Annotated in this window: 13 protein-coding genes and 1 other RNA gene; 11 read left to right on the top strand and 3 right to left on the bottom strand. The window is 64.5% G+C overall.

Going from position 1 to position 14,359, the window contains the following annotated elements:
* Window positions 1–227: 227 nt before the first annotated feature.
* On the bottom strand, window positions 228–824 hold the full coding sequence (locus XBLMG947_RS16435; RefSeq protein WP_065469695.1) for an OmpO family porin: 597 nt from the start codon (window positions 822–824) through the stop codon (window positions 228–230).
* A gap of 355 nt (window positions 825–1,179) precedes the next feature.
* Here XBLMG947_RS16435 and poxB point away from each other — a divergent pair, with 355 nt between their 5' ends.
* The 7 genes from poxB (at window position 1,180) to XBLMG947_RS16395 (ending at window position 8,866) form a co-directional block, all read left to right on the top strand.
* Window positions 1,180–2,910, top strand: a complete 1,731-nt coding sequence (gene poxB / locus XBLMG947_RS16425) for a ubiquinone-dependent pyruvate dehydrogenase (protein WP_065469693.1) — start codon at window positions 1,180–1,182, stop codon at window positions 2,908–2,910.
* Window positions 2,911–2,971: 61 nt separating this feature from the next.
* A non-coding RNA gene (locus tag XBLMG947_RS16420) (sX9 sRNA) lies at window positions 2,972–3,047 on the top strand.
* A 56-nt stretch (window positions 3,048–3,103) separates the two neighbouring features.
* Complete coding sequence (locus tag XBLMG947_RS16415; RefSeq protein WP_065469692.1) at window positions 3,104–4,546, top strand: sensor histidine kinase; 1,443 nt, start codon at window positions 3,104–3,106, stop codon at window positions 4,544–4,546.
* Complete coding sequence (locus tag XBLMG947_RS16410; RefSeq protein ID WP_065469691.1) at window positions 4,531–5,877, top strand: sigma-54-dependent transcriptional regulator; 1,347 nt, start codon at window positions 4,531–4,533, stop codon at window positions 5,875–5,877. The genes XBLMG947_RS16415 and XBLMG947_RS16410 overlap by 16 nt, the downstream gene beginning before the upstream one ends.
* A gap of 190 nt (window positions 5,878–6,067) precedes the next feature.
* On the top strand, window positions 6,068–6,817 hold the full coding sequence (locus XBLMG947_RS16405; protein ID WP_065469690.1) for a hypothetical protein: 750 nt from the start codon (window positions 6,068–6,070) through the stop codon (window positions 6,815–6,817).
* 103 nt (window positions 6,818–6,920) lie between these two features.
* Window positions 6,921–7,538, top strand: coding sequence for a hypothetical protein (locus tag XBLMG947_RS16400; RefSeq protein WP_065469689.1), 618 nt, complete (start codon window positions 6,921–6,923; stop codon window positions 7,536–7,538).
* A 104-nt stretch (window positions 7,539–7,642) separates the two neighbouring features.
* Entirely contained in the window at window positions 7,643–8,866 is a 1,224-nt protein-coding gene (locus XBLMG947_RS16395) for an MFS transporter (RefSeq protein WP_065469688.1), read from the top strand.
* Between the two features lie 343 nt (window positions 8,867–9,209).
* Here the strand turns inward: XBLMG947_RS16395 and XBLMG947_RS16390 are convergent, their stop codons facing one another.
* Both XBLMG947_RS16390 and XBLMG947_RS16385 read right to left on the bottom strand, forming a co-directional pair.
* Window positions 9,210–9,686: a tRNA (cytidine(34)-2'-O)-methyltransferase gene (locus XBLMG947_RS16390; protein WP_065469687.1), complete on the bottom strand. Its 477-nt coding sequence runs from the start codon at window positions 9,684–9,686 to the stop codon at window positions 9,210–9,212.
* Between the two features lie 26 nt (window positions 9,687–9,712).
* Window positions 9,713–10,174 carry an XAC0231 family protein gene (locus XBLMG947_RS16385; RefSeq protein WP_065469686.1) on the bottom strand — a complete coding sequence of 154 codons (462 nt, stop codon included), beginning with the start codon at window positions 10,172–10,174 and terminating at the stop codon, window positions 9,713–9,715.
* 389 nt (window positions 10,175–10,563) lie between these two features.
* Here XBLMG947_RS16385 and XBLMG947_RS16380 point away from each other — a divergent pair, with 389 nt between their 5' ends.
* From XBLMG947_RS16380 to XBLMG947_RS16365, 4 genes are all read left to right on the top strand, one after another.
* Complete coding sequence (locus XBLMG947_RS16380) at window positions 10,564–10,884, top strand: DUF4156 domain-containing protein (protein WP_065469685.1); 321 nt, start codon at window positions 10,564–10,566, stop codon at window positions 10,882–10,884.
* A 101-nt stretch (window positions 10,885–10,985) separates the two neighbouring features.
* Window positions 10,986–12,002 carry a 3-oxoacyl-ACP synthase III gene (locus XBLMG947_RS16375; protein WP_065469684.1) on the top strand — a complete coding sequence of 339 codons (1,017 nt, stop codon included), beginning with the start codon at window positions 10,986–10,988 and terminating at the stop codon, window positions 12,000–12,002.
* 170 nt (window positions 12,003–12,172) lie between these two features.
* Window positions 12,173–13,291: a protein adenylyltransferase Fic gene (gene fic / locus XBLMG947_RS16370; protein ID WP_065469683.1), complete on the top strand. Its 1,119-nt coding sequence runs from the start codon at window positions 12,173–12,175 to the stop codon at window positions 13,289–13,291.
* Between the two features lie 139 nt (window positions 13,292–13,430).
* Window positions 13,431–14,333, top strand: coding sequence for an alpha/beta fold hydrolase (locus XBLMG947_RS16365; RefSeq protein ID WP_065469682.1), 903 nt, complete (start codon window positions 13,431–13,433; stop codon window positions 14,331–14,333).
* Window positions 14,334–14,359: the final 26 nt, after the last annotated feature.

Genomic DNA, 14,359 nt, shown 5'->3' with positions numbered 1-14,359 from the left:
CGGCGATGCCGGGCTTTTTGTTGGCTGACGATCGCACGCCGCACGGGCGGGCTGCAGCCGATCAACACATTGCCCTGTTGAAGACCACAGGCGTTGCATCGCCTTACTGCCGTTTTTTGCACGCGCGCGCTGCGGACCGATCGCCCAAAAGAAAGAAGCCCGGTCGGGGGGACCAGGCTTCCGATGCAACGCGGGAGAGAGAGTCGCGTTGCAGTCAAACGTGCGGCTTACCAGCTGAAGCGCGGGCCGACCGACCATTCCTTGTTGCCGTCGCCATCCATACGGATATCGCCGTTGATGCCCCAGTTCTGGTTCAACTTGACCTGGGCGCCAAGGCGGCCGTAGAAGTTGTTGCCGATGTCGACGCCGCGCTTCTTGGAGAAGTCTTCGTAGCCACCCAAGGCATAGACTTCGAAGTGCTCGCCGAAGGCGTTACGCAGACCGGCTTCCACGCTGTAGCCGTCGAAGCTGATGTTCGGGGTGTCCAGGTCCAGCTTGCGGTAGGCAACGCGGGCAACGAAGTCGGTGCTCGTGGCGATTTCGTGGTTGTAGCCCACACCCACGCCCCACTGCTGGAAGTCGGAGTTGGAGCTTTCGAACACGCTGTCGTTGTCGTCGGCGTTCTGCTTGCTGTAATCGCCGAACACGTGGAAGTTCGGAGCGACGGCGTAGGAGGCTTTCACGCCCCAACCATCTGCATCACGCCCGTCGGTCGGGCTGCGCACGTAGTCGCCTTCGACGAAGTTGTAGGAGAGGTTTTCAGCAGCGGAAGCCGCAAACGGCAGAGCTGCGAGAAGGCCGAGGGCCAGCAAAGAAGTCTTCATGATCGGATACCTGTACTTATTTGATTGGGCCGGCGCTGAGGCGGATGCCGTTCGCTGCCGAGATGTAAATTCTCCGTTATTCGATGGAACGCGACGTGAATTCCAGACTGACCAGATGATGAATCATCGCGCCAGATTCAGCTGCGCTTTCTTGGGTAGCCTGTCGATGTACGTCGCGCACGTACAAAATGTGACGGTCTAGCCGTTACGTAGCACACAGGTGGACGGTTGTGCACAGATGCAGAGATGACCGGGTTTTTCTGCGTTTTACGGTGAGTGGCTGCATAAGCACATTGTCCTGACACGCTCACTGGAAGCATGGCACGCCTGTTTGCTACACGTGTGGAGCTGCATCATGGCGAAGAAGAGAACATTGGCGCGCTTTCTGGCCGAGACGCTGCAGAGCGCGGGGGTCGAGCGGCTCTGGGGCGTGACCGGCGACAGCCTCAATGGTTTGACCGACGCGCTGCGCGGGATGCAGACCATCGCGTGGATGCATGTGCGGCACGAAGAAGTCGCCGCATTCGCGGCAGGTGCCGATGCGGCGGTGACCGGCCAGTTGGCGGTGTGTGCCGGCAGTTGCGGGCCTGGCAATCTGCATTTGATCAACGGGCTGTTCGATTGCCATCGCAGCCGCCAGCCGGTGCTGGCGATCGCTGCGCATATTCCCTCGTCCGAGATCGGGCTGAGCTATTTTCAGGAGACCCACCCGCAGGAGCTGTTCCGCGAGTGCAGCCACTTCGTGGAATTGGTGACCAATCCGGCGCAGTTGCCGCAAGTGCTGCATCGGGCGATGCGCTCGGCGATCCTGCAGCAAGGCGTGGCGGTGGTGGTGATTCCGGGCGATATCGCGTTGCTGGATGTGGACAAGCATGTCTCCAGTGCATGGCCGGCGCTACGTCAGCCGCGCATGCTGCCTGCCGCCGAGGATGTACAGCAGTTGGCCGAGCTCTTGCAGCAAAGCAAGAAGGCGGTGACGTTGTTATGCGGCAGTGGCTGCGCTGGCGCGCATGATGCGGTGGTGGCCCTGGCCGATACCTTGGGTGCACCGGTGGTACATGCGCTGCGCGGCAAGGAACACGTGGAGTGGGACAACCCGTTCGATGTCGGCATGACCGGCCTGATCGGGTTCAGTTCCGGCTACCACGCGATGCTCAATTGCGACACTTTGCTCATGCTGGGCACGGACTTCCCGTATCGGCAGTTCTATCCCAAGGACGCCACCATCGTGCAGGTGGATCGCGACCCGGGCGCATTGGGTCGGCGCACGCCCGTGCAGTTGGGCATTGCCGCCGATGTGGGCGAGACCATCGCCGCACTGCTGCCGCAGCTGCAACGCCGCGAAGACCGCGGCTTTCTCGAGAAGTCGCTGGCGCACTACCGCAAGGCGCGCGAAGGGCTGGACGATCTGGCGGTGCCGGCAGACCCGGGCGAGCCGTTGCACCCGCAATTCGTGACCCGACTGATCAGCCAGATTGCCGATCAGGATGCGGTGTTCACCTGCGATGTCGGCACGCCCACGGTCTGGGCCGCACGCTACTTGCGCATGAACGGCAAGCGCCGTCTGTTGGGCTCGTTCAATCACGGCTCGATGGCCAACGCGATGCCGCAGGCACTCGGCGCGCAAGCGGCATTCCCGGGACGGCAGGTGATCTCGCTGTCGGGCGATGGCGGCTTTGCGATGCTGATGGGCGATTTCATTTCGCTGGCGCAGTTGAATCTGCCGGTGAAGGTAGTGGTGTTCAACAATGCATCGCTGGGTTTCGTGGCGATGGAGATGAAGGCCGCCGGTTACCTGGAGACCGGTACCGAGCTGCGCAACCCGGACTTTGCGGCGATGAGCACTGCGATGGGCATCCTCGGAATTCGCGTCGATACGTCTTCGCAGCTGGAACGTGCGTTGCGGCAAGCCTTTGCGCATTCGGGCCCGGCGCTGGTGGATGTGCGCATCGCCACGCAGGAACTGGCCGTGCCGCCGGCGATCAAGCTCGAACAGGCCAAGGGCATGGGCCTGTATTTGCTCAAGGCAGTGATGAGCGGGCGTGGAGATCAGGTGATCGAGCTGGTCAAGACCAACCTGCGTTAGGCGCATCGAACAAAACGATTGCGCATCCGCCAGGCAGGCGCGGTCGGTGCTCGGAATCGGCATGTGCCACTTGCACACGCCGATTCCTGTCGCCGCCCGCACACACTTGATGAACGCTCGCGACGTTTTTGTGAGCCGCTCTAATTCAGTTGCACTCACGCACACTGGTTCATCTCTTCAGGCCGCTTCGCCCATGCCCCGTTCGCTGCTACGGCAACTGTTGCTGATCTGGATGGTGATCGTCGCCGCCTGCTTGGGCGTCGCCACCATGTTGTATGGCTTGTACCAGCAGACCCAAGGCGTGCGGCTGGAGGAGGCGCGGCAGCAATTGAGCGGTCAGTGTGCGCGCATCGTGCAACGCTATGCCGGGGCAAGCGAGGCGGCGCGTACCGGCGACGATGGCGTGGGCCTGGCAGCGGTGGTGGTGCACCTGGTGCTGGCCGATGCGCCAGGGGTCGAAGGTGGGGTCTGGGATCTGCACAAGGGCTTCGTTGCATACGCGTACCCGACCTACGACGGGAGCGACCACAAGACCGATATTCCGGCCGCAGAATGGATCAATATCGTCAGTACGGCGCGACAGAGCGTGAGCGAGAAGAAAGCCGCGCAGTACCGTCGCACCGGCCGCCGCGAGGTGCTGCTGATCAGCGCCTGCCCGCTGGCCTCCAACAGCGCGGCATGGACGATGACGCGGGTGCCGGCCAGCAAGGCCGATGCCTGGCGGCCGCTGGTTGTCGGCATGCTGTTGATCTTCGCGATGGTGGCGATGTCGGCGATTGCGCTGGGCGTGCTGGTGCGGCGCTGGAGCCAGCGCCTGCACCGCATCCAGCAGGCGCTGGCCGCCGACACCGAGACCCCGCATATCCCGCCGACCGGGACGCCGGAACTGGATCGGCTGGGCGCGGCGGTCAACGACTATGCGCAGCGCAACGCGCAGGCGCTGGCGCAGACACGCCGTCTGGCCGACGAGCTATCGCGACACGAGCGGCTTGCTGCACTCGGGCGCATGACGGCCACCGTGGCGCATGAAATCCGCAACCCGATCGCCACGATGCGCTTGGCGCTGGAAAACGAGATCGCGCGCCGTGATGCGACGCCGGACGATGCGGCGCATGGCGAGTTGATGCTGGGGCAGATCCGTCGCCTGGATGGCGTGGTCGAGAGCCTGCTCGGCATGGTGCAGCCGATCCGCCTGCAACTGGAGACCGTGGTCGTGCAGGACTGGCTGGCGACGCTGCTGGAGCCGAGCCCGGCGTCGCCGGACACGCCGCCGCCCCGCTTGCTGCTGCCGGCTGCGCCGTTGTGCTGGACCCTGGATCCGCAACAACTGGGGCGTGCGGTGCACAACCTGTTGCGCAATGCCGTGCAGCATGCCGATCCAGGCAGCGAGGTCACGCTACGCGCGGCCGATGTGGAGGGCACGCTGCAACTGCAGGTCTCCAACCGCGGCGCGGCAATCCCCGAACCGATCGCTGCGCACCTGTTCGAACCGTTTGTCAGTGGCCGCACTGACGGTAATGGCCTGGGGCTGGCGCTGGTGCGCGAGATCGCGCGCGCACACGGTGGTCAAGCGCGCTACGCGCATGCCGACGGGCTGACCCATTTCATTCTGGAGGTGCCATGGCGCGCATCCTGATCATCGACGACGATGCGGCGTTTCGCACGACCTTGCAGGCCACCTTGCGCTCGCTCGGGCACACGGTGGTTGCGGCCAACAACGGGCCGGACGGACTCGCTCGGTTGAGCGAAGGCGGGATCGACATGGCGTTCGTGGATTTCCGCATGCCCGGCATGGATGGCATCGCAGTGCTGCGTGCGCGCCTGGACGATGCGCAGGCGCGTCAGGTGCCGCTGGTGATGCTGACCGCGCATGTGTCCAGCGGCAACACCATCGAGGCGATGACGCTCGGCGCCTTCGATCATCTGGTCAAGCCGGTGGGCCGCGCCGACATCGTCGAGGTGGTGCAGCGCGCGCTGCTGAGTCGCGCCGACGAGGCCGCCGTGCAGGCCGGCGGGGCAGACGCGCCGGTCGAGGACGACGATGCGTTGGTCGGACACAGCCCGGCCATGCGCACGGTGCACAAGCGCATCGGGCTGGCGGCGGCGTCGGATCTCCCGGTGCTGATCACCGGGGAAACCGGCACCGGCAAGGAGTTGGCCGCACGTGCGCTGCATCGCGCCAGTCCGCGTGCGAGCGCGCCGTTCGTTGCGGTCAACTGTGCGGCCATTCCGCTGGAGTTGATGGAGAGCGAGCTGTTCGGCCACCGCAAGGGCGCGTTTTCCGGTGCCAGCGGCGACCGGCTTGGTCTGATTCGCGAAGCCGATGGCGGCACGCTGTTTCTGGATGAAATCGGCGATATGCCGTTGCCGATGCAAGCCAAGCTGCTGCGCTTTCTGCAGGAAGGCGAGGTGACGCCCTTGGGTGGCAGCGGCCCGCAGAAGGTGGATGTGCGGGTGCTGGCCGCCACCCACCGCGACCTGGCCGCCTGCGTGGTCGACGGGCGCTTTCGCAGCGATCTGCGTTACCGGCTCAATGTGGTGCCGATCGAATTGCCGCCATTACGTGAGCGCGGCCAGGACATCCTGCTGCTGGCGCAGCACTTCCTGAGCACCAATGCAGCGCATGCGCAAGGTTTGTCGCCGGCTGCGCAGGACCGCCTGCTCGCGCACCGCTGGCCTGGCAACGTGCGCGAGTTGCGCAACGTCATGCAACGCAGTCAGGTGCTGGTGCGGGGTGCCAGCATCGATGCCGCGGATCTGGACGAGGCGCTGGCCGAGACCAGCGAGTCGCCGTCCGCGGTGGCGTCCGAGTTGACCGGGACACTGCCCGAAGCGGTGGCGCGGCTGGAAAAACAGATGATCCAGTCCGCCCTGGAACAGAGCCAGGGCAATCGCGCCGAGGCCGCGCGTCGGCTTGGGATCCACCGGCAACTGCTCTATCGCAAGCTGGAGGAATACGGCCTGTGACGATCGCGCACGCATCGACTGCAGAAACCGGTGCAGGTGTCCCCAAAGCGGACAAGGTGGATGAAATGCAGACGCCTTCATCCCGACAATCGGCTATGAAAATTCCATTAAAACAATTACTTAGAGATTGGCACGATTACTGCTTTGTCTCTGGTACGCGGCCCCTTCCCGCCGCGCTGGAGACATCCCCATGATGCGTCAGACCGTTCTTGCAATTGCCCTGGCTTGCACCATCGGCGCCGCCGCCGCCCAAGTCGCCGCCCCGCCGCCGCCGCCGGCGCCCAATGGTCCGATCGGCGGCCCGCCGGCCCCGCCGCCCCCCGTCGCCGCCACCCCGGTGAGCGTGAGCGGTACCGTCGAGCGCTTCATGCTCAATCCCAATGGCGACGTCGACGGCCTGTGGCTGCGCGACGGCACCCAGGTTGGATTTCCCCCGCATCTGTCCACCGAGGTAAGGGCGGCGGTGCGTGCCGGCGACAACGTGGTTGTGCAGGGCTTCCGTCTGGGCAATCTGCCGGTGCTGCAGGTCAGTTCGATCCGCTCCGGCCGTAGCGGCCGCGAGGTGGTCGATCGCCCGCCCACCTTCGGCGCGGCGCCGCCGCCCCCGCCGACCCCCGGTCAGCTGACCCCGCTGCAGTCCGATGGCACGATCCGGCGCCTGGTCTATGGGCCTGCCGGCGAGGTCAATGGTGCGTTGGTCAGCGATGGCACGGTGGTGCGGATGCCGCCGCATCTGGCGCTGCAGTTCGCCGATCTGCTCCGCGTGGGCGCCCCGCTGAGCGCTAGCGGCTTCGGCGTGGCCACTCCGGACGGCCGTGCGATCGAGGCCACCCAGCTGGGGCGCGACCGCACCTCGCTGCGTACGCTGTTCACCGCCCCGCGTCCGGATGGCCCGCTGCCGCCGCCGCCGGGCGCTCCGGTCCCGCCGGCCGGTCGTTAAGTCGCACTTGCACGTGTCTTGTTCGTTGGTTTCCTCCGCTGGCCACGCCCCCGCGTGGCCAGCGGCTTGACCGGCAGTGCCGGTCCTTTTTCGGAGTAACACCATGTATTGGGTCGACCCTGATTTCCTTCCCGCTACCCGCGGCACCCTGGCCCGTTTCCTGCTCAATCCCAAGGCCGATATCGATGGTCTGCTGCTTACCGATGGCACCGAAGTGCATACGCCGCCGCACCTGTCGGCTGTGCTGCTGAAGGCGCTCAAGCCTGGCAGCGCGCTCACCGTGCGTGGCCTCAAGCCACGCGACGTGGACATGCTGGTGGCGCTGGCGATCGATCCGGAAGGCGGCAAGCGCATTCTCGATGAGGGCCCGCATGGGCCGCACGCCAAGCCCAAACCCAAGCCGCCCGGCAAACCGCCCAAGCCGGAAGTGACCCAGCACAGTGGCACCATCACCCGGCTGCTGCACGGTCCGCACGGGCAGGTGCATGGCGTGCTGCTGGACGATGCGGTGACGGTGCGGTTCCCGCCGCATGCCGGTGGCGATTTCGCCAAACTGCTGGTAGTCGGCAAGCCGCTGGTGGCCGAAGGCGATACCAAGGCCACGCCGCACGGTGTGCTGATCCATGCCCATGCCTTGGGCGGCAAGGCGGCGACGCTGAAGCAGATCGAGCATCCGCCGCACGGTCCCGCGCACAAACCCAAGCCCAAGCCCAAACACTAGGAGCCGGACATGCGGCCACCGCGCGCGGTTGAGATGCTCGGCCTCTGGTTTGCCACGTGCGCCGAGGTGCGCGCTGGCGTTGCAACTGGCAGCGGAGCATTGCCATGCCGATGACCAAGGCCAGGCCACGCGGTACCCGCGCGCTGGAAGCACTGCACTTCAGCGTGGCCGATGTGCAGGACGGGCTAGGTCCATTCCTCAGCGTATTTCTGCAATCCAAAGGCTGGTCGGTGGCGGCGATCGGCACGGTGATGAGCGTGGGCGGCATTGCCGGCATGCTTGCCACCACGCCGGCCGGCGCGCTGGTCGATGCCACCCGGCGCAAACGCGCCGTGGTGGCGATCGGTTGCCTGGCGATCCTGCTTGCCACCGCGTTGATCTGGCTGCAGCCCACCTCCTCCGGCGTGGTTGCCGCGCAGATCGCCTCGGCGTTGGCGGCCGCCGGCATCGGCCCGGCCTTGACCGGGATCACCTTGGGGTTGGTGCACGCGCGCGGCTTCGACCATCAACTGGCGCGCAACCAGGTAGCCAACCATGCCGGCAACGTGCTGGCGGCGGTGCTGGCCGGCTGGTTGGGATGGCACTACGGGTTTTCTGCGGTGTTTTTGCTCACCGCATTCTTCGGCGCGCTGGCGCTGGTGGCCGTGCTGGCGATTCCGGCCGCGGCCATCGACCACCGGGCAGCACGCGGTCTGGCAACCAACAACAGTGGCGATACGCTCAGTGGCTGGCGCGTGCTGCTGACCTGCCGCCCGCTGGCGCTGCTGGCGGTCACGCTGGGGCTGTTCCATCTGGGCAATGCGGCGATGCTGCCGCTCTACGGCATGGCGATCGTGGCGGCGCATGCGGGCGACCCAAGTGCGTTGACCGCCACGACCATCGTGGTGGCACAGGCCACGATGGTCGTGGTCGCGCTCCTGGCGATGCGCTGGATCCGCGTCCATGGGCATTGGTGGGTATTGCTGGTGGCGTTCATGGCCCTGCCATTGCGCGCGCTGGTGGCGGCATCGGTGATCCATGGCTGGGGTGTGTTTCCAGTACAGATCCTCGATGGGCTCGGCGCAGGCCTGCAAAGCGTGGTGGTGCCGGCACTGGTCGCGCGGTTGTTGCAAGGCACCGGGCGCGTGAATGTCGGCCAGGGTGCGGTGATGACGGTGCAGGGCATCGGAGCGTCGCTGAGCCCGGCGTTCGGTGGTTGGCTGGCGCATGCCTTCGGTTACCGCGTTGCGTTTTTGGTGTTGGGCGCGATTGCGTTGCTGGCGGTGGCCTTGTGGTCCGGCTGTCGCGGCATGTTGCAGGCGGCGACCGCCGTGCCGGCTGCGGCGTAATTGCTGGGCAGTGCGCGCAAGCGTGTGCGTATCGATTGAGGTCCGTTGCCGCTGGCATCGGATCCACGGCAATGCGCCGGCGAGAATGCCCACGCGCGCTGTGTGCAACGTCGAGCGATGGCAGAGGAGGGCACGCATTGAACGTGCAGCTAGCGCGGCAGGCATGATCGCTCCGACGACGACTGGTCGATGCGGTGTGTCCGGCTCTCGGCCAGGGGCGGCCAGCCTAGAGCGCGAGTGATCGTCAGACGGCTGCTCGCCTTATTCAGATCTCAAGGAACGCGTGGCCGATGCGGCTGCAGGTAACGCGTGCGCAATGGCGTGTCGTTGTGTGCAAGCGTGGCTACTGACCGCCAGCGAAATTCCATTGCCGCCAGGCTTCGAACACCATCACTGCGACGGTGTTGGACAGATTGAGGCTGCGGTTGTCCGGGCGCATCGGCAGACGGAGCCGGTGCTGCGGCGGAATCGACTCCAGCACCTCGGCTGGCAGGCCGCGGGTTTCCGGACCGAACAAAAACGCATCGCCATCGGCAAATTGCGGTGTGTCGTAGCGCACCGTACTGCGGGTGCTCAGTGCAAACACGCGCCTGGGCGCGATCGCGGCCAGTGCGCTGGGCAGGTCGGCGTGCACCTTGAGCGGTGCGTATTCGTGATAGTCCAGGCCGGCGCGCTTGAGTTGCTTGTCGCTGAGGTCGAAACCGAGCGGCTCGATCAGGTGCAGGCGCGCGCCGGTGTTGGCGCACAAGCGAATCACATTGCCCGTATTGGGCGGAATTTCGGGCTGAAACAGGATGACATCGAGGACGGGTGCTGACATGCGCGCAAGTGTAGCTGCGCGCGTGCTTAAAGGCGGATGGCAGCGTTGACCAGCGCTTCCATCTCGGCCGGCGAGGGCTGCAGCGTCGGTGCCGGCAGGTTCACGAGGACCCGGCCCATCAGCGCGCCGATGGCGCCAGCTGCCTGGCTGGAGGCGGTCTGTGCGCTGGCGGCGGCGCTGCGCACGACGAGGTCGGCGCGCTGTTCGGCCGAAGGACGCACCTGCACCGCCGCCAGGGTGACGATACGCGGGCCGGCCTGTTCGGCTGTCAGATCCGCCAACTGCTCGGCCGACGGACGCACCTGTACGGCGGCCAGGGTGCGGATGTCGCTGTTGCGCTCCAGCGTCTGCTGGGCGATCTGGTCGGCGGCCGGGCGCACCTGGACGGTCTCCAAGGTAGTCAGGTTGGCGGCCTGGGCAAACCCGGCCAGGGTGGCGCCTGCGAACAGGGCGGTGGAGAGGGCGATGCGGAGAGTCTGGGTGTTCATGACGGAGTCTCTCGGTGTTGTTTGCAAGTAGTGTGGTAGTAATGTATTACACCGTCTCGCTACGAGCAAGAACTTTCGTGGTGCTTTTTGTTTTATTCAGCAAAAAGTCATTTTCAGGTGTGGCAATGGCTGCGAGAAACACCAGAGCAAACGGTGTGTCAACGAAAGAGCGTTGTTTCTAAAGAGTTTTTAGGCTCGTAAAAGTGTCCGCGTCCGGACACCCGGACGCGCCACAGGACGGCGGACATCGCCGCCAAGCGGTCTCTGCGTTCAAGCACAAGAGTGGTTCAGTGCGCTGAATGGGCGTATTGCTGGTACCGCTGCGCGTCGGATTGCCGGCAGGCAACTGCGGCACAATCCGGCTTTGCCCTTTTAGGTGTGGATGACTTATGCGCGTGCTGATGCTGTCTGTTCTGGTTGCCACCACCACCGCGGCCTGCACCTGGGTGCCGATCGAGCAAAGCGGCAAAAGCGTGCAGGTGCTGCCTGCAGGCCCGGTGCCGGCGGGGTGTCAGCAGCAGGGCGAAGTGGTGGTGACGGTCAAGAGCAAGGTCGGTTTCTACAACCGCAACCCGCTGCGCGTGCAGGAAGAACTGGAAACCCTGGCCCGTAACGAGGCGCCGGGCGCCAACGCCAACACCGTGCAGGCGCAGGGCCAACCGGCCGACGGAAGCCAGCGCTTCAGCGCCTTCCGCTGCCCGCCGCGCTGAACCGTTGGGCTGGGGCGGGCGTCATTCAAATGTAAAGATGCGGTAAAACCAGCCAGCGGCTAGACTAGCGCCCCCTCGCCTGACGCCATGGCGCTACTTCGATGCTCTTCCAGAATGTCTCCATCGCGGGACTGGCGCATATTGATGCGCCGCACACGCTGACTTCCAAGGAAATCAACGAGCGCCTGCAACCGACCTACGACCGCCTCGGCATCAAGACCGACGTGTTGGGCGACGTTGCCGGTATCCATGCACGGCGCTTGTGGGACCAGGATGTCCAGGCATCGGACGCCGCCACCCAGGCCGCGCGCAAGGCGCTGATCGATGCCGGTATCGGCATCGAGAAGATCGGCCTGCTGGTCAATACCTCGGTGAGCCGAGATTACCTGGAGCCGTCCACGGCCTCCATCGTGTCCGGCAACCTGGGCGTGGGCGACCACTGCGTCACCTTCGACGTGGCCAACGCCTGCCTTGCCTTCATCAACGGCATGGATATCGCTGCACGCATGCTTGAGCGCGGCGAGATCGACTACGCCTTGGTCGTCGATGGCGAAACCGCCAACCTGGTGTACGAAAAGACCCTGGAGCGCATGACCTCCCCGGACGTCACCGAAGAGGAGTTCCGCAACGAACTCGCCGCACTGACCCTGGGGTGCGGTGCAGCAGCCATGGTGATGGCGCGCACCGAGCTGGTGCCCGACGCGCCCCGCTACAAAGGCGGCGTGACCCGCTCGGCCACCGAGTGGAACAAGCTGTGCCGCGGCAACCTGGACCGCATGGTCACCGACACCCGCCTGCTGCTGATCGAAGGCATCAAGCTGGCCCAGAAGACCTTCGTTGCCGCCAAGCAGGTGCTGGGCTGGGCGGTGGACGAGCTGGACCAGTTCGTCATCCACCAGGTCAGCCGTCCGCACACCGCCGCGTTCGTGAAGTCCTTCGGCATCGACCCGGCCAAGGTCATGACCATCTTCGGCGAGCACGGCAACATCGGCCCGGCCTCGGTGCCGATCGTTCTGAGCAAGCTCAAGGAACTGGGCCGCCTGAAGAAGGGCGACCGGATCGCGCTGCTGGGCATCGGGTCGGGGCTGAACTGCTCGATGGCGGAAGTGGTTTGGTGAACCGCACGGCCATCCCAGAGATGGGATGGCCGCTTTCTGGCGAGCGGTCGCCACGTTTCATCCCGCTCCAGGCACTGACTGCGCTCACGGCAGTCTCGCCAGGTATGAGATTCCAGTTTTTTCGACATGACGCTGGCATCATGTCGATTCCGTCGACATGAGCGCATCGCATGGATCCCCAGCGTCCGTATAACGAGCTGCCTCCGTTGCCGCCTGCGGTGGAGCTTGAAACCCGGGGGTTGCTGAAGGCGTGTATTGAGGCGCACAAGGCATTGGCATCGCTTCGCCAGGCCACCGGACATTTGCCAAACCCGGCCGTGTTGATCAATACCATTCCTATCCTAGAAGCACAGGCGAGTTCGGAGATCGAGAACATCGTCACCACCACGGATGAGCTGTTTCGCTACGCCGAGCATCAAGACGCTGCCAATCCAGCAACGCGAGAAGCCTTGCGCTATCGCACCGCGTTGCAGGAGGGCTTTATTTCGCTGCGTACGCGCCCGCTCTCCACCCGCACAGCAGAGATCGTGTGCACTCGCATCAAGAATGCAGAAATGCAGGTGCGGCGTGTACCTGGCACGGCATTGGCCAATCAGCAGACCGGTGACGTGATCTATACGCCCCCAGTCGGCGAGGCGGTGTTACGCGAAAAGCTGGCCAATTGGGAGCGCTTCATCCATGAGGCGCCCGAGATCGATCCATTGATTCGCATGGCAGTGGCGCACTATCAATTCGAGGCTATCCATCCGTTCACCGACGGCAATGGGCGTACTGGACGTGTGCTCAATCTCTTGATGCTGGTCGAGCAGGATCTGCTGGACCAACCTGTGCTGTACCTGTCGCGCTACATCATCGAACGCAAGGCGGATTACTACCGCTTGCTGCTGGCCGTCACGCGCGACGGCGCATGGGCCGAATGGGTTGCTTACATGCTGGATGCGATTGCCGATACCGCACGCTGGACCGGCGCCAAGATTGAGGCCATTCGCCAACTGCATGAGCATGCATGTGATTGGGTTCGTGCAGAGCGTCCGAAAACCTACAGCCGCGAACTGGTGGATGTGCTTTTCAGCCAGCCTTACTGCCGCATTCAAAACGTCGTGGATGCCGGTATCGCCAAGCGCGAAACTGCGGTGCGTTATCTTCGCGACTTGGTGGATATCGGCGTACTGCACGAGCAGCGCATGGGGAAAGAGAAATTGTTCCTGCATCCGGCGTATCTGCGCCTGTTGTCCGACAATGCGCGCGCAGCGCAGCGGTATACGTTGCCACAAAGAGTTCAGCACTGATGCCGAGTAAGCAAAGTAGCGAGCTTGCATCGCCTGTCTTGCTGGAGCTTGCCGACATGCGCGAAGCCGTTGCTGTACATGTGCCAGGTCAGCGTCTGAGCCGTGCAGACCCTCTTGAAACACATCGGATACGTTTTTCATGAACTACCCCGGCTATCCCTTTACTCCCAAGCGCCTTGAGGTGCGTCCCGGCGTTGCGATGTCGTATCTGGACGAAGGTCCACGCGATGGCGAAGTGGTCGTGATGCTGCATGGCAATCCATCGTGGAGTTATCTGTGGCGGCATCTGGTGAGCGACCTGTCCGATCGCTACCGCTGCATCGTGCCCGACCATATCGGCATGGGCTTGTCCGACAAGCCGGACGATTCGCCCGATGCGCAGCCGCGCTATGACTACACTTTGCAATCGCGCGTGGACGATCTGGATACGCTGCTGCGGCATCTGGGCATCACCGGTCCGGTCACGCTGGCGGTGCACGATTGGGGCGGCATGATCGGGTTCGGCTGGGCGCTGTCGCATCACGCGCAGGTCAAGCGTCTGGTGATCACCAACACCGCTGCGTTTCCGCTGCCGCCGGAGAAACCGATGCCGTGGCAGATCGCGATGGGCCGGCACTGGCGGCCGGGCGAGTGGTTTATCCGCACCTTCAATGCGTTTTCGTCCGGCGCATCCTGGTTTGGCGTATCGCGACGGATGCCGGCCGCCGTGCGTCGCGCGTATGTGGCGCCATACAACAATTGGCGCAACCGCATCTCCACCATTCGCTTCATGCAGGACATTCCGCTGTCGCCGGCCGATAAGGGCTGGTCGTTGCTGGAACGCTCGGCGCAGGCGCTACCTTCGTTCGCGGATCGCCCGGCCTTTATCGCCTGGGGTCTGCGCGATGTCTGCTTCGACAAGCACTTTCTGGCGGGGTTTCGTCGCGCATTGCCGAACGCAGAAGTGACCGCATTCGACGATGCCAATCATTACGTGCTGGAAGACAAGCACGAGGTGCTGGTACCGGAGATTCGCGCGTTTCTGGAGCGCAATCCGCTGTAACGCCTCACCGGCAGCAGAGGGCGGAT

The organism is Xanthomonas bromi, from assembly GCF_900092025.1.
In the GTDB taxonomy this organism is placed as follows: domain Bacteria; phylum Pseudomonadota; class Gammaproteobacteria; order Xanthomonadales; family Xanthomonadaceae; genus Xanthomonas; species Xanthomonas bromi.
The sequence above is the reverse complement of the archived record's forward strand: the minus strand, read 5'-3'. Positions and strand labels throughout refer to the sequence as shown.